At 68.0% G+C, this 19,972-nt stretch carries 15 protein-coding genes; 10 read left to right on the top strand and 5 right to left on the bottom strand.

Features of this window, described 5'->3' with window-relative positions:
• The first annotated feature begins 4 nt into the window (after nucleotides 1-4).
• Both QVG61_RS04450 and QVG61_RS04445 read left to right on the top strand, forming a co-directional pair.
• On the top strand, nucleotides 5-430 hold the full coding sequence (locus QVG61_RS04450; protein ID WP_289932132.1) for a hypothetical protein: 426 nt from the start codon (nucleotides 5-7) through the stop codon (nucleotides 428-430).
• Nucleotides 431-440: 10 nt separating this feature from the next.
• The gene (locus tag QVG61_RS04445; protein ID WP_289932131.1) at nucleotides 441-1,289 is read left to right on the top strand and encodes a polyphosphate kinase 2 family protein; all 849 of its coding nucleotides are present in this window, start codon (nucleotides 441-443) and stop codon (nucleotides 1,287-1,289) included.
• 471 nt (nucleotides 1,290-1,760) lie between these two features.
• Here QVG61_RS04445 and QVG61_RS04440 read toward each other — a convergent pair whose 3' ends face one another.
• The 3 genes from QVG61_RS04440 to QVG61_RS04430 are packed head-to-tail and all read right to left on the bottom strand — an operon-like array spanning nucleotide 1,761 to nucleotide 5,665.
• Complete coding sequence (locus tag QVG61_RS04440) at nucleotides 1,761-3,113, bottom strand: APC family permease (protein WP_289932130.1); 1,353 nt, start codon at nucleotides 3,111-3,113, stop codon at nucleotides 1,761-1,763.
• Between the two features lie 40 nt (nucleotides 3,114-3,153).
• Nucleotides 3,154-5,175: a ferrous iron transport protein B gene (gene feoB, locus QVG61_RS04435; protein WP_289932129.1), complete on the bottom strand. Its 2,022-nt coding sequence runs from the start codon at nucleotides 5,173-5,175 to the stop codon at nucleotides 3,154-3,156.
• A gap of 10 nt (nucleotides 5,176-5,185) precedes the next feature.
• Nucleotides 5,186-5,665 (bottom strand): FeoA family protein, encoded by a 480-nt coding sequence (locus QVG61_RS04430; protein ID WP_289932128.1) that lies wholly within the window; start codon nucleotides 5,663-5,665, stop codon nucleotides 5,186-5,188.
• A gap of 153 nt (nucleotides 5,666-5,818) precedes the next feature.
• On the opposite strand from QVG61_RS04430, the gene QVG61_RS04425 reads away from it, so the two are divergent.
• From QVG61_RS04425 to QVG61_RS04395, 7 genes are all read left to right on the top strand, one after another.
• Nucleotides 5,819-6,736, top strand: coding sequence for an efflux RND transporter periplasmic adaptor subunit (locus QVG61_RS04425; RefSeq protein ID WP_289932127.1), 918 nt, complete (start codon nucleotides 5,819-5,821; stop codon nucleotides 6,734-6,736).
• A complete protein-coding gene (locus tag QVG61_RS04420; RefSeq protein WP_289932126.1) occupies nucleotides 6,715-8,700 on the top strand; it encodes an ATP-binding cassette domain-containing protein in 1,986 nt (661 codons plus the stop codon). The genes QVG61_RS04425 and QVG61_RS04420 overlap by 22 nt, the downstream gene beginning before the upstream one ends.
• The gene (locus QVG61_RS04415; protein ID WP_289932125.1) at nucleotides 8,697-9,851 is read left to right on the top strand and encodes an ABC transporter permease; all 1,155 of its coding nucleotides are present in this window, start codon (nucleotides 8,697-8,699) and stop codon (nucleotides 9,849-9,851) included. The genes QVG61_RS04420 and QVG61_RS04415 overlap by 4 nt, the downstream gene beginning before the upstream one ends.
• A 9-nt stretch (nucleotides 9,852-9,860) precedes the next feature.
• Nucleotides 9,861-11,009 (top strand): ABC transporter permease, encoded by a 1,149-nt coding sequence (locus tag QVG61_RS04410; RefSeq protein WP_289932124.1) that lies wholly within the window; start codon nucleotides 9,861-9,863, stop codon nucleotides 11,007-11,009.
• Nucleotides 11,010-11,089: 80 nt separating this feature from the next.
• A complete protein-coding gene (locus QVG61_RS04405; RefSeq protein WP_289932123.1) occupies nucleotides 11,090-11,659 on the top strand; it encodes a hypothetical protein in 570 nt (189 codons plus the stop codon).
• Between the two features lie 30 nt (nucleotides 11,660-11,689).
• A complete protein-coding gene (locus tag QVG61_RS04400) occupies nucleotides 11,690-12,721 on the top strand; it encodes a class I fructose-bisphosphate aldolase (RefSeq protein ID WP_289932122.1) in 1,032 nt (343 codons plus the stop codon).
• 24 nt (nucleotides 12,722-12,745) lie between these two features.
• Nucleotides 12,746-13,171 carry a universal stress protein gene (locus tag QVG61_RS04395; RefSeq protein ID WP_289932121.1) on the top strand — a complete coding sequence of 142 codons (426 nt, stop codon included), beginning with the start codon at nucleotides 12,746-12,748 and terminating at the stop codon, nucleotides 13,169-13,171.
• 148 nt (nucleotides 13,172-13,319) lie between these two features.
• Here QVG61_RS04395 and QVG61_RS04390 read toward each other — a convergent pair whose 3' ends face one another.
• Entirely contained in the window at nucleotides 13,320-14,711 is a 1,392-nt protein-coding gene (locus QVG61_RS04390) for an MBL fold metallo-hydrolase (RefSeq protein ID WP_289932120.1), read from the bottom strand.
• Between the two features lie 1,074 nt (nucleotides 14,712-15,785).
• Between QVG61_RS04390 and QVG61_RS04385 the strand changes: the two genes are divergently transcribed.
• Nucleotides 15,786-16,952, top strand: a complete 1,167-nt coding sequence (locus QVG61_RS04385; RefSeq protein WP_289932119.1) for an MFS transporter — start codon at nucleotides 15,786-15,788, stop codon at nucleotides 16,950-16,952.
• Nucleotides 16,953-16,990: 38 nt separating this feature from the next.
• Here QVG61_RS04385 and glgP read toward each other — a convergent pair whose 3' ends face one another.
• Entirely contained in the window at nucleotides 16,991-19,513 is a 2,523-nt protein-coding gene (gene glgP / locus QVG61_RS04380) for an alpha-glucan family phosphorylase (protein WP_289932118.1), read from the bottom strand.
• Between the last annotated feature and the right edge of the window lie 459 nt (nucleotides 19,514-19,972).

Below are 19,972 nucleotides of genomic sequence, written 5' to 3'. Positions count from 1 at the left end.
CCCGATGGAACCCCTCGATCGCGGCACCAAGATCTATGCCCTGCTGCTGGCCAGCATCACCCTCGTCCTGCTCGGCTACTGGGCGCTGGGCGGCGATCCACGGGTCGAGCAACTGAACCGGCTGCTGCAGGCGGACGCCGGGATCGCCGCCTACCCCTTCCCCTTCCGGGTACTGCGCATGCAAGGTGATACCGCTGTGGTAAGCAGCCCGCGCTCGGCCGAGGTCTCGGTGCTCCACGCGCTGGCCATCCTCGAACCGTCACTGGCACGGCTCGATGCGGACGACCCGCGGGTGATCGCCGCCCAGAAACGCCTGGCCCGGATCCAGGCCCGGGTGCGCCAGCGGCTGCTGCAGGCGCCGGAAGTAAAGGCCGTACGCTGGGAACTGGACCGTGCCTGGTTCCGCCAGCACGGCCATCCGCTCGACTGAGGGATCGCGCATGGACGACTGCCACCGCTATCGCGTCGAGCCCGGCAGCCGGCCACGACTGGCCGACCTCGATCCGGCGGAACACGAGGGTGCCACCGGCAAGCGCGAGGCAAAGGCACGCATCGAGGCCACCGGCCGGCGGCTGCGCGAGCTGCAATACCTGCTCTATGCCGAGAACCGGCGCAGCCTGCTGGTCTGCCTGCAGGCACTGGACGCCGGCGGCAAGGACGGCACCATCCGCCACGTGCTGGGCTACATGAACCCGCAGGGCTGCCGGGTGCATGCCTTCCGGGTACCCAACGAGGAAGAGGCGGCACGGGATTTCCTGTGGCGCGTGCATCGCCGCACCCCGCGACGCGGTGAGGTGGCGATCTTCAACCGCTCCCACTACGAGGACGTGCTGGTGGCCCGGGTGCATGGCCTGGTGCCCAAGGCGGTCTGGTCAAGGCGCTACGCCGCAATCAACGAGTTCGAGCGCCTGCTGCACGAGAATGGCACCCACATCCTCAAGTTCTTCCTGCACATCAGCAAGGAGGAACAACTGCGCCGCTTCCGCAAGCGCCTGGAGGATCCCGGACGGCAATGGAAGATCAGCGAGGCAGACTACGAGGAGCGCCGCTACTGGGACGACTACCAGCTCGCCTACGAGGACGCCCTTCACCACTGCAGCACCGCCCACGCCCCCTGGTACGTGATCCCCGCCGACCACAAGTGGTACCGCAACCTGGCGGTGTCGCAAATCCTGCTGCAGACCCTGGAGGGGCTGCAACTGCAACTGCCGCCGCCCCGGGTCGACCTGGAGGCCATCCGCCGCCGCTATCACCGGGAACTGGCGGACAAGGACGGCCGCGAAGACTGAATCAGGGACACGGCCTGGGGGCTGGCTGCCGTTGCTGCCCTATATTGCACCAAGGCAGGCTCCGTGGGCCGGGGTGGCAGGATGGCGCGGTACCCCTTGCGCCTCGATCGCGGCCCGGAGACCGCTCCTACGACAACACATTGTGCCGCCTTGCCCCGTAGGAGCGGCCTCCAGGCCGCGATCGGGGAATCCACGGCGGGCAATGCCCGGAGTCGATCGAACAGGCACAAAGCCGGGTTACGAGTTCCTGACCCATTTGCCAGCCTGCACGCCGATCATGCGCGCCGCCTTGGTGCAATATCCGGGCTAGCAGCCTGTCGGACTTGGGCGATCGTAGCGAGCAGGGTGGGAGAACGAGAACGAATCTTCACGATTTCGAGGCGCATAGTGGGCACTACGCAACGAGAAATCGGGGAGATTCGGGCCGCTCTCCCACCCGCGCAGTAGATCAGTCCTGAATCCGACAGGCTGCTAGGTCCGTTTGCTGCGCTGGGCAATGCGCCCGGCGAGGCGCCGCTCGATGGCGGCGAAGTCGCGCTCCAACAGGATGCGGCCGGTGATGCCGCGGTAGACCAGTTCCAGCAACAGACTGCCGCCGAAGGTCGCCCAGCAGGCCCAGAAGGAACCCCGGCCGGTCTGCCACAGGTAGGCCATCAGTACCAGGAACACCCCGGCCACCACCAGCAGGGCGAAGAGGATCAGCGGCCGGCTGCCGCCATACTCGCGGCTGAGCCGGTAGTGGGCGGCGAGCACGAACAGATAGATCACCATGAACACCGCACTGGTGAGGGAAGCGATGCCGTTCAGATTGAACAGCAAGGCGAAGCCGATGCTCAATCCGGCGGTGATGTACAGCCCTTCGGGGGCCTGGAACCAGGTCTTGCGCCGGAACAGCTCGGGAAGCTCGCCGTCGCGGGCCAGGGCATAGGCGATGTTGGCGCCGCCGTAGAGGGTGGCATTCAGCGCCGAGGCGATGGAGAACAGGGCGCCGACCGACACCAGGGTATAGCCCCAGCTGCCGAGGAAGGGCCGCGCCGCCTCGGCGAGGGCGAAGTCCTGGGCCTGGATCAGCGCCGGCAGCGGCAGATTGCCCACCGCCACCACGGCCACCGAGACATACACCAGGCTCACCACCAGGATGCTCAGATAGATGGCCCGCGGCACATTGCGTTCGGGATCGCGCATGTTCTCCGAGGCGTTGGTGACCAGCCCGAAGCCCATGTAGGAGAGAAAGAACACCGCGGTGGCATAGAACATGTCGCGCATGGCCGGGGCATCGACGGCCGGGGTGATCCATTCCGGCCGCACGCTGGACAGGCCCAGCACCACGAACAGGCCGAGGATACCCAGCTTGACCAGGACGATGACGAACTCCGCCCGCCCGACCCCGCGGGCACCGCGCAGGTTGAGGGCGGTGAACAGCAGCACCACCCCCACCTCCACCGCAGCCGTGGCCAGCGGCCCGTCGGGGATCGAGAACAGCGGCAGGAAATAGCCGGCGAAACCCTTGGCGAACAGGCTCAGTGACACCACGTAGCTCATCCAGAAGAGGAAGCTCAGCGCCCCGGTCAGCAGGCTGTCACCGAAACCACGCAGGATGAACTCCATGGGACCGGCGTTGGAGACGATGCGTGCGCCGAGCACGGCATAGGAATAGGCCACCAGCAGGGCCACCAGCCCGGAGATCACGAACACCAGCGGCAGGTTGTGGCCGGCGATGCGCGCACCCAGACCGAAGATGGAGAAGATGCTGGCGCCGATCATGGTGCCGACGGCAATCGACACCACCTGCAGCAACCCCATCCTGCCGTCATCCCCCGCCATGTCTCTCCTCCCCTGCCAAGGCCGGCGGACCGCTGCCGGTTCAGGAAAAACCGAGCAGCCGACCGCCCTGGTAGACCAGCAAGGCCGCCAGCCAGGCCAGCAGCAGGCCCTGCATCACCGCCAATGTGGTCACCCGCCAGGAACGCGATTCACCGTGGATGGTCGCCACCGTCGCCACGCAGGGCGTGTACAGCAGGGTGAACACCATGAAGCTCAGGCCGCGCAGCGGGGTCATGTACAGCGGCAACTGCTGGGCGAGGTCCTGGCCGCCGTAGATCACCGCCATCGAACCGAGCACGATCTCCTTGGCCAGGAAGCCGAAGATCAGCGCCACTGTCTCCTGCCAGTGAATGCCCAGCGGCTCGAACAGGGGGGCGCTGATCTGGCCGATGCGACCGGCCAGGGTCTCCAGGCTGCCCGGCGGCACGTCGGTGGGCACGTGGGTGAGGAACCAGACGATGACCACACCAGAGAGGATGAGGGTCGCGGCCCGGTTGAGGAAGGCCTTGATCTCGTGCCAGGCACGCAACAGCACGCTGCGTGCCAGCGGGATGCGGTACGGCGGCAGTTCCATGATGAAGGGCTCCGGCTGGCCGCCGACCCGCAGCAGCTTGAGCAGCAGACCGACCAGCACCACGGCCAGGAAACTGCCCACATAGAGGCCGAACAGCACCAGCCCGGCGGTGACCGGCGGGAACAGGATCGCCGCCAGGAAGACGAACACCTGCAGCCGCGCACTGCACAGCGAGAAGGGGATCAGCAGCATGGTGACGATGCGGTTGTGGCGGCTGGAGAGGATGCGCGTGCCCATCACCGCCGGCACGTTGCAGCCGAAACCGAGCAGCACATTGACGAAGGCCTTGCCGTCCAGCCCCAGCAGGTGCATCAGCCGGTCCATCAGGAAGGCGGCGCGCGAAATATAGCCACTGCCCTCGATCAGTGACATGAGCACGAAGAACACCGCCAGCAGGGGGAAGAAGGTCACCACCACACCGACGCCTGCGAGCAGACCGTCGAGCAGGAAGCTGCGCAACAGCCCCGGCAGCGCCTGGATCGGCGCCAGGGTCCGCAACCCGGCATCGAGCTGCTGGAACAGGCCGTCCACGGCACTCTGCAGCGGGAAACCGATGGCATAGATGGCCTGCAGCAGGCCGAACATGATCAGGAAGAACAGCGGCAGACCGAACAGCGGATGCAGCAGCACGGCGTCCAGACGCGAACTCAGGGCATCGCCCACCGGTGGCAGCGAATGGGTCGCCTCCAGGGCCAGGCCGCGGGCGGCATTGAAGCGGCACTGGGCACAGGTGCTGGTGAAGGACTCGCCGGTGGCGGACTCGATCTCCCGCCGCCGGCAGGCCGCCTCCTCGATCACCTGCCTGGCACCGGGGGTGTCGCCCAGCACCTGACAGGCGTCACCGCCCTTGAGCAGCTGGACCGCGACCAGGGTCTCGTCCAGCCGCGGCCGGTCGGGGAGGGCCTGGATGCGGCTGGCCAGGGCCATCACCTGTTCCTCGATCACCGGCGGGAAGGAGATGTGGGTCGGATGTTCCTGCTCCGGGTGTTCGAAGATCTCCAGCAACACCGCCTTGAGCACATCCAGGCCCTCGCCGGTACGCGCCACGATCGGCACCACCGGCACGCCGAGGTGCTCGGACAGCGCCGCCACGTCGATCTCCACCCCCTGGCGCCGCGCCTCGTCCATCATGTTCACCGCCACCACCATCGGCAGACCGCTCAACGCCAGCTGCAGGGTCAGGCCGAGGCCGCGATACAGGTTGCGGGCGTCGAGGATGTTGAGGATCACGTCCGGCGGCGTCTGCAGCAGATACTGCTCGACGATGCGCTGCTCTTCCGAGGTGGGATTGATGGAATAGGCGCCGGGCAGGTCGATCAGCTCCACCCGGTAGCCGTCCAGATCGAAAAAACCGGTGCGCTTGGTCACCGTCACCCCGGGCCAGTTGCCGACCGTCTGATGGGCGCCGGTGAGCTGGTTGAACAGGGTGGTCTTGCCGGTGTTGGGGATGGCCGCCAGGGCGACGGTCAACTGGGGCTTGCTGGTCATGGACAGGGATCTACTCCGCTTCGATGATCAGTCGCTCGGCCTCGCCACGACCGATCTCGACCGCTTCCGCTCGCGAAGCCGGCTGCAAGCGGTGACGACCGTTGTGATTGCTGGGCAGGAGCCTGAATTCGCTGCCCGGCTCCAGTCCCAGCCGCTGCATGCGGGCCCGATAACGGGTATTGCCGACAAGGGCACGGACCCGGAATTCGCCCGCCGCCTTGCTCGGCAACGCCGACAGCGGCCCGGCCAGGAAGCGGCACTGCAGCGAGGCCAGCTCGCTGTTGCGCAGGACGATGGAATGGCTCCCGGGGAGGGCCAGCTCCACCGGGTCGCCGAAGGGACCACGCCGCACTACCCGCACCTGCAGCCCCGGCATGATGCCGATCTCCAGCAGATGCCGCGTCAGCCGCTCATCGCTGCCAAGCCCTTCGATGACACACTCGGTGCCGGGCAGCAGTTCGGTCTTGAAGGGCAGTACCCTGTGATCCATGCAATCCATCCTCGTGGCCAGCGCCATGCCGGCGGGCCTGTCGTTGCGCAGGGGCATTCTACCCTCAGCCCCTGAGTGACGCACCCGCGGCAGCTTGGGGAGCCTCCGGCAAATGGGCTATAGTGAGACTCAGCCTCCGCGCGGGACCCCGAGATGAATACCAAAAAGACCCGCATCGTCCTGCTGCTGATCGCCGTGGCTGCAGTGAGCCTGGCCCTTGGCTGGCAGCTCTGGCAGCGGCGCGAGAGCCTGCCGGAAGGCCTGGTCCAGGCCAACGGCCGCATCGAGGGCGACCGGATCAGCATCGCCAGCAAGGTCGCCGGCCGGGTCGTCCAGCTGCGCGTACGCGAGGGTGACAGCGTACGTACCGGGCAGGTCCTGCTGGTGCTGGACTCGGCGGAGATGCATGCCGAGGTGCGTACCGCAGCCAGGATGGTTGCTGCGGCCCGCGCCCGGCAGCGCGCCGCTGCGGCGCGCGAGGCCCAGGCCCGGCGTGACGCCGAGCGCCTGCGCCGCCTGTTCGCCGCCCACAGCATCGCCCGTCACGACAAGGAGGCCGCCGAAACCGCCTGGCAGGTGGCCGTCGACGAGCTGGCCGCGGCCAGGGCCGCGGTCGCCGCCGCCGAGGCCCGCCTGGACAAGGCCGAGCGGGTGCTCGAGGACTACCAGATCGAGGCGCCCCAGGGCGGGGTGGTAACCACCCGCATCGTCGATCAGGGCGAGGTGGTGACGCCGGGCAGCCCGCTGCTGGAACTGGTCGACCTCGACCGGCTCTATCTCAAGGTGTACGTCCCGGAACGGCTGATCGGCAAGGTGCGCCTCGGCCTGCCGGCACGGATCTACACCGATGCCTTCCCGGACGCCCCCTTCCCGGCCACCGTGCGTTATATCGCCAGCCGCGCCGAATTCACCCCCAAGGAGGTGCAGACCCCTGACGAACGGGTCAAGCTGGTCTACGCGGTCAAGCTCTATCTGGAAGCCAACCCGGATCACCGCCTCAGCCCCGGGCTGCCGGCCGACGCCGTGATCCGCTGGCGCGAGGACGTCCCATGGGTGAAGCCGCGCTGGTGACGCCGCTGGCCGCCGATCCCGTCTGCCGGGTCGCCGGCTTCGCCAAGCGCTACGGCCGGCAGACGGCGGTGGCCGGCGTCGATCTGCAGCTTCGGGCCGGCGAGATCTACGGCCTGATCGGCCCCGACGGCGCCGGCAAGAGCAGTCTGATGAAAGCCGTCGCCGGGGTGCTCGACTTCGAGCAGGGCGAGATCGAGGTGTTCGGCGTGCGCCTCGACTCGGAGAGCGCCGCGGAACGGATCAAGGACCGCATCGGTTTCATGCCCCAGGGGCTCGGCCTCAACCTCTACGCCGAGCTCTCGGTGGAGGAGAACATCGACTTCTTCGCCCGGTTGCGCGAGATCCCCGCCCCGCTGCTCGCCGAGCGCAAGGCCCTGCTGCTGCAGATGACCCGCCTGGCCCCCTTTCGCGACCGCGCGATGAAGCACCTCTCCGGGGGCATGAAGCAGAAGCTGGGGCTGATCTGCACCCTGATCCATGAACCCCGGCTGATAATCCTCGACGAGCCCACCACCGGTGTCGATCCGGTCTCGCGGCGTGATTTCTGGGCCATCCTCACCCAGCTGCTGCGCGAACGCGCCATCAGTGCCCTGGTCTCCACCGCCTACCTCGACGAGGCCAGCCGCTTCCAGCGCCTGTCACTGATGTATCAGGGACGGGTGCTGGCCGAGGGCGAGCCGGAGGCCATCCTCGAGCGGGCGCCGGGCAGCCTGGTCGAGCTGCAACCGGCCGAGCCGCTGGCCGCCCTGCAACGGCTGCGCGACCGCTGGCCGCAGCTCGAGGCGGTCGGTCCGCGGCTGCGGGTGTTCGTGCCGGGACTGGCGACGGAGGCGGCGGTGGCCGAGGTGCGCGCCGTGCTCGGCCCGCTGGACAGCGGCTGCCCCCTGCGGGCCGGCGAACCGGAGCTGGAGGACGCCTTCATCGCCCTGCTGCAGAGGCAGCAAGCCGACGACGAGGCAGCAGCGGGACAGGCGCCCTCTTCGCCTCCGCCGCCGGCCGCCCCGGCCGGCGACGACGGCATCGCCATCGAGGCCCGCGAACTGAGCCGCGACTTCGGCGACTTCCGGGCCGTCGACCGGGTCAGCTTCCGCGTCGCCCAGGGCGAGATCTTCGGTCTGCTCGGGGCCAACGGCGCCGGCAAGACCACGGTGATCAAGATGCTCACCGGCATCCTGCCGCCCAGTGGCGGCGAGGGCCGGGTGGCCGGTGCCGACATGCGCCGTGCCGGTGCGGCCATCAAGCAGCGTATCGGCTACATGTCCCAGGCCTTTTCCCTGTACCGCGATCTCAGCGTGCTGGAGAACCTGCGCCTGTACAGCGGCATCTACGGCCTGCCCCGCCGCCAGGCCACCGAGCGCATCGCCGAGCTGCTGCTGATGGCCGGGCTGCAGGACAGGGCCGAGACCCTGGTCGGCGCCCTGCCGATGGGCATCCGTCAGCGGCTGGCCCTGGCCTGCGCCCTGGTGCACCGACCGCGGGTGCTGTTCCTCGACGAGCCGACCTCCGGCGTCGATCCGCTCGGCCGGCGGCGCTTCTGGGAACTGCTGGTCGGGCTGTCGCGGCACGATAGGGTCAGCATCCTGGTCACCACCCACTACATGAGCGAGGCCGAACACTGCGACCGCCTGGCGCTGATGCATGCCGGGCGCATCGTCGCCGACGCCTCGCCGCAGGCGATGAAACAGGCGCTGACCGCCGAGGTCGGCGAGCTGCTCTCGCTGCGGGTCGACCAGCCGCTGGCGGCGCTGGATGCACTGGAGGCCGCTGGCTTCCGGGATGTCGCCCTGTTCGGCACACGCATCCACCTCTTCGCCCGTGACCCGGCAGCGGCGCGCACGACCATCGAGCACCTGCTGCGCGGTCACGGACTGCAGCTCCTGGGCAGCGAAATCCGGCCGCCGAGCATGGAGGACGTCTTCGTGCACCGCATCCTGTCCCTGGAACGGGAGGCGGCCAGCCCATGAAACTGCAACGCATGGCGGCGGTGGCGCACAAGGAATGGCGCGAGGTCGTGCGCGACCGGCTGTTCTTCACCATGGCCTTCGGCCTGCCACTGTTGCTGATCCTGGTGCTCGGTTATGGCCTGTCGCTGGACGTGGAGAACATCCCCTTCGCGGTGCTCGACCACGACCGCAGCGAGTTGAGTCGCGACTACGTGCACCGCTTCGCCGATTCGCGTTACTTCGAGTTCAGGGGCTACGCTGAACGCGAAGCCGAACTGGATCGACTGCTGGCGCGCAGCGAGATCCGCCTGGCGCTGATCATCCCCCCGGACTTCGGCCGTCGGTTGCGCGCCGACCGGCCGGCAGCGGTACAGGCGCTTATCGACGGCGTATTCCCCTACCGCGCCCAGACCACCAAGGGCTATCTGGTGGCGATCAACGCCGCCGCCAACAGCGAACTGCTGACCGACTACCTGGCACGGCGCCGCGGCCTGAGCCGCGAGCAGGCCCTTGCCGAGATCACACCGGTCCGGCTGCAGCCGCGCTATCTCTACAACCAGGCGATGAAGAGCGACTGGTCGATGGCCGCGGGCCTGCTGATGCTGGTGCTGATGGTCTCGCCGCCCTTTCTCACCGCCCTCGGCGTGGTGCGCGAGAAGGAGAACGGCTCGATCTACAACATCTACGCCTCCACCGTCAGCCGTGGCGAGTTCATCCTCGGCAAGCTGCTGCCCTATGTCGGCATCTCCTGCTTCAACATCCTGCTCCTCTGGCTGGTGGCGATGCAGGTGTTCGGCGCACCCTTCAAGGGCGATCCGCTGTTCTTCTTCCTCGCCTCCGTGGTCTATGTCGGCTGCACCGCCGGCATCGGCCTGCTGGTCTCCATCCTGGTCCAGACCCAGGTCGCCGCCGTGCTGCTGACCATGGTCATTACCTTCATCCCGGCGATGCTCTACTCCGGCCTGCTGGTGCCGGTATCCTCGATGGGGGCGGAAGCACAGATCGAGGCCCGGCTACTGCCGCCGCTGTACTATATGAACATCACCTGGGGGAGCTTCCTCAAGGGGCTCGGTCTGGCCAGCCTGTGGCCCAACGTGCTGGTGCTGGCGATCTATGCCGCCGTGCTCTGGAGCATCGGCTTTCTCAGTTTCCACAAGCGGCCGAAGCGCTGAGGGTGCGGCATGGCGGGCTGGCGACTCTGGTGGCTGCGACTGCGGGTGATGACCGCCAAGGAGCTGCTGCAGCTGGCGCGTGACCCGGTGCTGCTGATCGTCATCGCCTGGTTCTTCACCGCCGACGTCTACCTGGCCGGCAGCGGCATCGCCATGGAGTTGCGCCAGGCGCCACTGGCGGTCATCGACCACGACCACAGCGCCGCTTCGCGCGAGCTGATCTACCGCTTCCGGCCGCCCTACTTCGATCTGCGCGGCGAGCTGCTGGACGCCAGGGAGGGACAGCGTCTGCTGGACCGGGGCGAGATCATGCTGTTGCTGGAGATCCCAGAAGGCTTCCAGCGCAATCTGCACCTCGGCCTCCCGAGCGAGGTCCAGGTGCAGATCGACACCAGCAACACGGTGCTCGGCACCCTGGGCAGCAGCTATGCAGCGCAGATCGTCCAGGGCTTCGGCTACGACCAGGCGGTGGAGCGACTGGGACTGGACGAGGCCGCCCTGCAGGCGGTGCCGCGCATCGATGACCGGCACCGGGTCTGGTACAACCCCAACCAGAACGAGGTCTGGTTCATGTCCATCTCCGAGCTGCTGACGGTGATCACCATGCTCTCGCTGATGCTGCCGGCCGCCGCCGCGGTGCGGGAGAAGGAACGTGGCACCATCGAGCAGCTGATCGTCTCGCCCTTGAGCGCCTTTCAGGTACTGCTGCCCAAGGTGATCGCCATGAACCTGGCGATCCTCGCCGGCACCGCGGCCTGTTTCGCGCTGATCCTGCTGCCGGTCTTCCAGCTACCGATCAAGGGCAGCCTGGGGCTGTTCTTCCTGGTCACTGCACTCTACGTCTTCGCCACCGCCGGCCTGGGCCTGTTCATCGCCACCCTGAGCCGCAACCTGGCCCAGGTCACCATGCTGGTGATCGTGGTATTGATGCCCATGCTGCTGCTGTCCGGCGCCTGGACGCCACCCGAGGCCATGCCCGAGGGCCTGCGTCTGGCGATGCCGCTGTCACCACTGTACTTCTACATCAACATGGGCTACGCCATCCTGCTCAAGGGCGCCGGCGCCAGTGTGATCTGGGACTCCCTGGCCGGTCTCGCCCTGCTCGGCCTGATCCTGTTCAGCTTTGGCGCCTGGCGCTTCCGCCGCCAGTACGGCTGAACGCTGGCGCGACCCACAGCGCTTGATATCCGCCCTTGCGGACCCCATCTGCAACAGCAGACCCGAGGATGCCGTCCGCCATGAACGAAAATAAAACCGCCCCGCGCAGCGCCCTGGCCGTGGCCGTCTACGACGACCAGGCACGGGCCCGACAGGTGGTCGAGGCGCTCATCGAGGCCGACTTCCCCATGGACCGCATCTCGCTGCTCGGCCGCGCCGGCGGCAGCGGCGACGATATGCTCGGTGTCTCCTTCAGCCAGGGCACGGAACGCATCAAGGCCTGGGGCAAACAGGGCGCGCTCTGGGGCGCGCTCTGGGGCGCCCTGGCCGGGGCCGCCGGGCTGTTCGTGCTGCCGGGACTCGGCCCGGTGCTGGCCGCCGGCCCGGTGGTCGAAGCCATCGGCGGCGCCATCAGCGGCGCGGCCCTGGCCGGCGGCGCCATGGCCGGGGCCGCGGTCCTGTCCGAGCTGGCCAGTGCCCTGCACCGGCTGGGGATCCCCGAACAGCATCTCCAGGCCCTGCACGACGCGGTGCGCGATGGCCACTATCTGGTCATCCTCCAGTGCAACCCGGAGGAGGTGGAGGACTGCGCCGGGCACCTGCGCCGTGCCGCCCCGTTGCAGATCCTGACCCTGCCCATCTGGTACTGAACGATCCGATCCCCACGAGGAGGGAATGCCATGATCGACGAGCAACAGCTTCTGCGCACCATCGAGGCCCTGGTTCAGCCCGGCAAGGGCATCCTGGCGGCGGACGAAAGCCTGCCGACCATCAGCAAGCGCCTGAAGGCCGTCGGCGTCGAGTCCACCGAGGAGGCCCGCCGCGCCTACCGCAGCCTGCTGCTCGGCACCGCCGGCATCGGCGACTATCTGAGCGGGGTGATCCTCTTCGAGGAGACCCTCGGCCAGCGCAGCGACGACGGCACACCGCTGCCGGAACTGCTGCAGCGCCAGGGCATCGTGCCCGGCATCAAGGTCGACAAGGGCACAGCCGATCTGGCGCAGGCGCCCGGTGACAAGATCACCCGTGGCCTGGACTGGCTGGAGGACCGGCTGGCCGGCTACCGCGAGCAGGGCGCACGTTTCACCAAGTGGCGTGACGTCTACCGCATCGGCCCCGACAACCCCAGCCGGCTGGCCATCGAGGCCAATGCCGAGGTGCTGGCCCGCTATGCCGCGGTGGCCCAGGAACAGGGCTTTGTACCCATCGTCGAGCCCGAGGTGCTGCTCGACGGCGACCACGACATCCAGCGCTGCGCCGAGGTCACCGAGGCCGTGCTGCAGGCCGTGTTCGAGGCCCTGCACCGGCACCGCATCCTGCTCGAGGGCATGCTGCTGAAACCGAACATGGTGCTGCCCGGCAAGGACTCCGGCCAGCAGGCGAGCCCCCAGCAGGTGGCGGAGGCGACGCTGCGGGTCTTCCGCCGCGTGGTGCCGGCCGCGGTGCCGAGCATCAACTTCCTGTCCGGCGGCCAGACCCCGGAACAGGCCACCGCCAATCTCGACGCCATGAGCCGGCTACGCGACAGGACCCATCCCTGGGAGCTGAGCTTCTCCTATGCCCGGGCCCTGCAGCACCCGGCGATGGACATCTGGGCCGGGCGGCCGGAGAATGCCGCTGCCGCGCAGCGCGCCTTCCTCAAGCGATGCCGGCTGACGGCGGCGGCACGGCGCGGCGAATACCGTCCGGAGATGGAAAACGAAGCCGATTGACCCCTTGGACGCAAAGGAACCCCCATGCAGAACTACAGCAAGATTCTGGCCGCCGTCGACTTCAGCGAACAGAGCGCGCGGATCATCGACCGGGCCCGCCAGCTGGCCAGACAGAACGATGCCCGCTTAACCGTGCTGCACGTGGTCGACTATCTGCCACCGGTCGACGTCGATGCCATACTGCCGCCGATCGAGGACGTGCAGAGCCAGCTGGAGGAGGCTGCCAGTGCCAGGCTGCACGACCTGCTCAGGGCGTTGCCGCACGACGGCCTGGTGGAACGGGTGGTGAGCGGCCTGCCACGCCAGGAGATCCTGCGTCTCGCCGAGAAGGAGGGCATCGAGCTGATCGTGCTCGGCTCCCACGGGCGGCGTGGCCTGGGCCGACTGCTCGGCTCGACCACCGACGGGGTGCTGCACCGCGCCTCCTGCGACGTCCTGGTGGTCCGCTGAGAGCGGGCAGCGGCCGCCCTGGCGCAATAGCCCGGATATTGCACCAAGGCGGCGCGCATGAATGGGGTTCGTGCTGTAATACAGGGACAATATGGCCACGAAAGGCCCCTTGGGCGGGTTACGGTTTGTGCCTATTCGATGTCAGGCCTCAGAGCCTGAACGCCTGGTGCAGCCGTGGCATCACCACCCGGCCGTCGCGGATGCGGCGAGCAAAGGCGCGCATGCTCCGCTCCTCGCCATGCACCAGGTAGGTGGTATGCGGACGCCCGGTGGCAGCATGCCAGTCCAGCAGCTCGGCCTGATCGGCATGGGCGGAAAAACCGCCGATGGTATAGATCCGCGCCCGCACCGGGATCTCCTCGCCAAAGATGTGCACCCGCTCGGCACCGTCGATGATGCGCCGGGCCAGGGTGCCATTTGCCGCATAGCCGACGAAGACCACGCTGCAATCACGCCGCCAGAGATGGTGCTTCAGATGGTGGCGCACCCGGCCACCGGTGCACATCCCGGAACCGGCCATGATCACCGCGCCGCCGCCGATGCGGTTGATGGCCATGGAGTCCGCGGTCTGCCGGGTGAAGCGCAGGCCGGGCAGCGCAAAGGGATCGCGTCCCTCGCGGAACAGGTCCATGGTCTCGGCGTCGTAGCACTCGGGGTGACGGCGGAAGATTTCGGTGGCGGAGATGGCCATGGGTGAATCCAGGAATACCTGCACGGTGCGCGGTAGGCGTCCCGCCTCCAGGCCCTCGCGCAGATGGAAGAGGATCTCCTGGGACCGCTCCAGGGCGAAGGTGGGGATGATCACGTTGCCGCCACGGCGGAAGGTGTCGTTGATGGCTTCGTACAGCTCCTCGATGGAGGGTGCCAGCTGCTTGTGCCGGCGATCTCCGTAGGTGGTCTCCATCACCACCACATCGGCCGTTGGCGGCGGCGCCGGATTGCGCAGGATGGGACGGCCGGCATTGCCCAGATCCCCGGAGAAGAGCACCCGCCGCCGCTGCCCGCCCTCCTCCAGCTCCAGCAGAATGCTCGCCGAGCCGAGGATATGGCCGGCATCGACGAAGGTGGCACGGATGCCGGGTGCCAGTTGCAAGGGTTCCCCATAGCGGGCGACGCGGCCGAAGAAGTCGAGGCTGTTCAGCGCATCGAGCGTGGTGTACAGCGGCTGGATACGCGGCCGATGGTTGCCGTGGCGGGACGCCTTGCGCTGCTTGTACTCGGCCTCCTCCTCCTGCAGATGGGCCGCATCCAGCATCACCAGCCGCGCCAGTTCGCGCGAGGCCGCGGTGGTGACGATCTCGCCCCGGAAGCCGCGCCGGGCGAGCAACGGGATACGCCCGCAATGGTCGAGATGGGCATGGCTGAGAAGCAGCAGGTCGATCTCCGCCGGGTCGAAGCCGAAGGGCTCGGCGTTCTCCTCCTCCAGCTCGCGGCTTCCCTGATAGAGACCGCAGTCGATCAGCAGCCGCTTGCCGGCACATTCGATCAGGTGGCAGGAGCCGGTCACCCCCTGGTCCGCCCCGTGAAAAGAGATTCTCATGCCCCGTCCTCCGCAAAGCGCCAGCGGCAAAATCACCCGTCTGGGGATATACTAAGACAAACGATAACAAAGCCTCATTCAGAGCTTGCCAGGCGCCCCGGATCAAGGCGTGCTCCGCAGGGAATGGCCCGCCCTTGCCAAGGGGCACAACGCAGAGCCGGGGCGCCTGGCAAGCTCCCTGCGGGCGGGCCTCTGGACGGCCATCCGCAACGTTGCAATGGCTTGACAGGGAATCACCCTGCCGGCGCCATTGCGCCTTGCGGGCTGATCGACCAGAGACCCGCTGAATGAGGCTTTGTTATCGTTTGTCTTAGTATTATTAACCCGGCAACCAAATATGCCGTGTTCAGCCGCCGTGTGCCTGCCTGCGGCAAGGCATCGAAACGCCGCCGTAGCATTCCTACGGCAAGGTTCGATAACGCCGTCCGCAGGCAGGCACACGGCGGCCGAACCCATTGAATCATAGAATGACCGGGGCTTCAGGCCTGAACACGGCATATTTGGTTGAAGGGTTAATAACCCGGTTATTGCACCAAGGCGGCCCCTATGATCGGTGCGCAGGCTGGTATACAAGGCTGGGAGGCTCGCAAATAGGCCCTCGTGGCGGGGTACACTTTGTGCCTATTCGATTGACTCCGGGCATCCTGCCCTCCGCCCTTCGGGCCAACCTTGCCCTGAGAATCGAATCCTTGGCGCATAGCAGCCTGTTAACACCACGCCAATCGCGGCCTGGAGGCCGCTCCTACCATGGTGCCGCCATGCCCCGTAGGAGCGGCCTCCAGGCCGCGATCCCCGGCGGGTCCAGCCTCGCCCGGAGAATCGAATCCTTGGTGCAATAGCCGGGTTAACAGCCTGTCGGACTTGGGCGATCGTAGCGAGCAGGGTGGGAGAACGAGAACGAATCTTCACGATTTCGAGGCGCATAGTGGGCACTACGCAACGAGAAATCGGGGAGATTCGGGCCGCTCTCCCAGCCGCGCAGTAGATCAGTCCCGAGTCCGACAGGCTGTTAACCCGGCCATCCCTGCCGCTGGCAGTGAAAAGGGTGGAAACGGGAGGAGATCCCAGCACGCCATGAACCTCATGCTGCCACGCACGGTGATCGTCCTCGGCCTGGTGTCCTTCCTCAACGACACCGCCAGCGAGATGATCACCCCGCTGCTGCCGCTGTTCCTCACCCTGAGCCTGGGCAGCGGACCGGCGGTGGTGGGCCTGGTCGAGGGGCTGGCCGAGGCCAGTGCCAGCCTGCTCAAGCTGGTCTCGGGACGGCTCGCCGACCGCGGCTGGAACCCGAAGCGCCTGGTGCTCGGCGGCTATGGCCTGTCCAACAGCGCCCGGCCGCTGATCGGCCTGGCGCTGGGCTGGGGCTGGGTGCTGCTGCTGCGCTTTCTCGACCGCATCGGCAAGGGGCTGCGAACCGCGCCGCGCGATGCCCTGATCGCGGCCGCCACCGGTGCCGACGGCCGCGGCCGGGCGTTCGGCTTTCACCGCGCGCTGGACAACGCCGGGGCGGTGCTGGGACCGCTCCTGGCCTTCCTGCTGCTGCAGGCGGGCCTGCCCCTGGAACAGGTGTTCCTGGGGTCGGTGGTGCCGGGCATTCTGGTGCTGGGACTGCTCGGTTTCGGCCTGCCGGGCTCGCTGCCGGCGGCACGGCCTGCGCCCCCGCCCCGGCTGCGCTGGTCGGCGCTGGATGCCCCTTTGCGCGGCCTGATCCTCGCCAGCGCCGGCCTGGCCCTGGCAGCGGTACCCGAGGCCTTTCTGGTGCTCTGGGCCCATGAGCGCGGCCTGGCCGTGGCCTGGGTGCCGCTGCTCTGGGCGGCGGCCAGCGCGGTCAAGGCGCTGCTGGCCCTGCCCGCGGGCAGCCTCTCGGACCGCATCGGGCGGCTGCCGGTACTGGCGCTGGGCTGGGGCACGCGAATCCTGGTCCTGCTGGCTCTGGCGCTGGGAAGGGACGGCACGGCATTCACCTGGACGCTGTTTCTGCTCTATGCCGCCTGCCTGGCGTTCACCGAGGGCGCCGAGCGCGCCCTGGTCGGGGACCGGGCACCGCCGGCGCACAAGGGTACCGCCTTCGGCCTCTATCACATGCTCAGCGGGCTGGCGGCACTGCCGGGGGCGCTGCTCTTCGGCGGAATCTGGCAACTCTGGGGGGCTTCCGTCGCCTTCCTCTGTGCCGCCGCGGTGGTGGCGGCCTCCCTTGCCCTGCTGCTGGGCTGCGCGAGCCGGGCCGCCTCCCGCTGAGCGGCATAGCCCGCGCCAGGCGCGGGCCACCATCCCGCTCATTCCTTCCAGAAGATGAGATCCGCCTCCAACGGGATGGCGGCCTCGGGGTGATAGGGCACGATGCGCGGCGTGTAGTCCGCGGCGGGGCGCGCTGCCGGCAGACGGGCGGTGTAGAAGAAGCCGTTGAAGGCACCGGGGATCGCCTCGCTGCGCTGCATGGGCACGCACTCGTAACCCTGCCCCGGCAGGGGATCGGCATAGAGTTGTACCCGTACCTCCCCGGCATCCAGGTCATCGAGATACACCGCCACGCGGAACCCCAGCTCGCCGTCCGTCTCGCTCACCGTCAGGTCGCCGAAGTGCAGCATCGGCCAGTGGCGCCGCCACTTGTCGCGCAGCGCCTCCAGCTCGGCGGCCAGCCTGCCCTGCCCGGCACAGCGCCGGCGCAGGGCCGCGGCCATCGGCAGATAGTAGCTCTCGGTGTACTGGCGCAGCATACGGTTGCTGGAGAAGCGCGGCGTCAGCCGGGCCATGCTCTCGCGGATCCGCCTCAGCCAGTCGACCGGCAGGCCGCGCTCGTCCCGCCGGTAGAAGGCCGGCACCACCTCCTCCTCCAGCAGCCGATACAGGCAGTCGGCCTCGTAGCGGTCCCAGGCCGGGTCCGAATCGTGCTCCCGACCATCGCCCAGCGCCCAGCCCAGTGCCGGCTCATAGGCCTCGGCCCACCAGCCGTCCAGCTCGGAGAGGTTGAGGCCGCCATTGACCAGCACCTTCATGCCGCTGGTCCCGCAGGCCTCCCAGGGGCGGCGCGGGGTGTTGATCCACAGGTCCACGCCCTGCACCAGATCGGCGGCCACGCCCATGTCGTAGTCCTCGACGAACACCACCCGGTTGCGCACCCCGGGGCGACGCGAGAAGGCGATCCACTCGCGCACCAGGCGCCGGCCGACCTCGTCCTGGGGATGCGCCTTGCCGGCGATCACCAGCTGCACCGGCCGCTGCGGGTCGCCGAGCAGGCGTTCCAGGCGCTGCGGATCCTGCAACAGCAGGTTGGGACGCTTGTACTCGGTGAAACGGCGCGCGAAGCCGAGGGTGAGGGTGTCCGGTTCGAGGACCTCGAGCGGCTCGCCAGTGGCGGGATCGACACGGCCACGCGTCGCCCGCTGGTGACGCAGCCGCCGGCGCAGGGCGGCGATCATCGCCTGCCGCCCCCGGGCGCGCAGTTCCCAGAGCGCCTCATCGCTGACCGTGCGAAAGTCCGCCTCAACCGTCTCCTGGGTGTCCAGCCAGCGGCGCTTGCCACAGGCCCCGGTCCAGAGTGCGTCCGCCGCGGCCGAATCCCAGGAGGGCGTGTGCACGCCATTGGTGACATGACCGACGGGGACCTCGGCCTGCGGCCAGCGCGGGAACAATGGCAGGAAGATGCGCCGGCTGACCTCCCCATGCAGGCGGCTGACGCCGTTGACCCGCCCGGTACCGCGCATCGCCAGGGCGGCCATGTTGAAGGAGGCCGCCGCCCCATCGCCCTCCGCCCGGCCAAGCGCCAGCAGGGCCTCCAGGTCGAGGCCGAGCTGCCGGGCATAGTCGCCCAGGTACTGCTCGATCAGGGTCGGTGGGAAACGGTCGAAGCCGGCCGCCACCGGGGTGTGGGTGGTGAACAGGTTGCCGGCGCAGGTCGCGCGCAGGGCCACCTCGAAGCGCTGTCCGCTGCGTTCCATGAAGCTGCGCGCCCGTTCCAGCACCACCAGGGCAGCATGTCCCTCGTTGATGTGGCAGATGTCGATCTCCTGCCCCAAGGCCTCCAGCAACCGCCAGCCGCCGATGCCGAGCACCATCTCCTGCTGCAGACGCAGCTCCGCGCTGCCGGCATAGAGGACGCTGGTGATGCCGCGGTCACCGGGACGGTTGAGCAGGTCGTTGCTGTCCAGCAGGTAGAGCCGGCAGCGGCCGACCCGGGCCTGCCAGGTACGCAGCTGCAGCACCCGCCCAGGCAGTTCCACCGGCACCCGCAGCCATTCGCCACGGGCATCGCGCAGCGGCATCACCGGCAACATGGTCGGGTCGTTGTAGGGGAAGAAGGCCAACTGGTCGCCGTTGGCATCGATCGCCTGGCGGAAATAGCCCTGCTGGTAGAGCAGCCCGACGCCGACCAGCGGAACGCCCAGATCGCTGGCGGTCTTCAGCACATCGCCGGCCAGCACCCCCAGCCCACCGGAATAGATCGGCAGGGCCTCGGCGAGTCCGAATTCCATGCTGAAATAGGCCACCCCGCGCAGTGCCTGGCGCCAGCCATTGTGCTCGAACCAGGTGCGGCGACTGAGATAGGCACGGCGCCGTTCCAGTTGATCCTGCAGCTCGCGCAGGAAGGCGGGGTTGCGTGCCAGCTCGTCGAGTTGCTCCGCGGCCACGCTCTCCAGGATCAGCCAGGGATCGCCGGTCAGTTCCCAGAGTTCCGGGTCGACCGTCTGCCACAGGCGGTCGGCACCGTGGTTCCAGCTCCAGCGCAGGTCCATGGCCAGATCGGCCAGACCGCTGAGCGGACCGGGCAACGCGCGGTGCAGATAGCGACTCGGATCCATCGGCGTCTCCTGGCAGTGCCTGCTTACTAAGACAAACGATAACAAAGCCTCATTCAGCGGGTCTCTGGTCGATCAGCCCGCAAGGCGCAATGGCGCCGGCAGGGTGATTCCCTGTCAAGCCATTGCAACGTTGCGGATGGCCGTCCAGAGGCCCGCCCGCAGGGAGCTTGCCAGGCGCCCCGGCTCTGCGTTGTGCCCCTTGGCAAGGGCGGGCCATTCCCTGCGGGGCACGCCTTGATCCGGGGCGCCTGGCAAGCTCTGAATGAGGCTTTGTTATCGTTTGTCTTAGTATTAACCCGGCAACAATGTATATCGTGTTCAGCCGTCGTGTGCCCGTCTACGGCAAGGCATCGGAACGCCGCGCTAGCCATTCTACTGCAAGTTCCGATAACGCCGCCGGGGACGGGCACACGACGGCCTGTCTTCTGGCATCAATTCGATCAGGGGCTCCAGGGATGC

Origin of the sequence: Thiohalobacter sp. IOR34 (assembly GCF_030406045.1) — a bacterium.
Lineage (GTDB): Bacteria > Pseudomonadota > Gammaproteobacteria > Thiohalobacterales > Thiohalobacteraceae.
The sequence above is the reverse complement of the archived record's forward strand: the minus strand, read 5'-3'. Positions and strand labels throughout refer to the sequence as shown.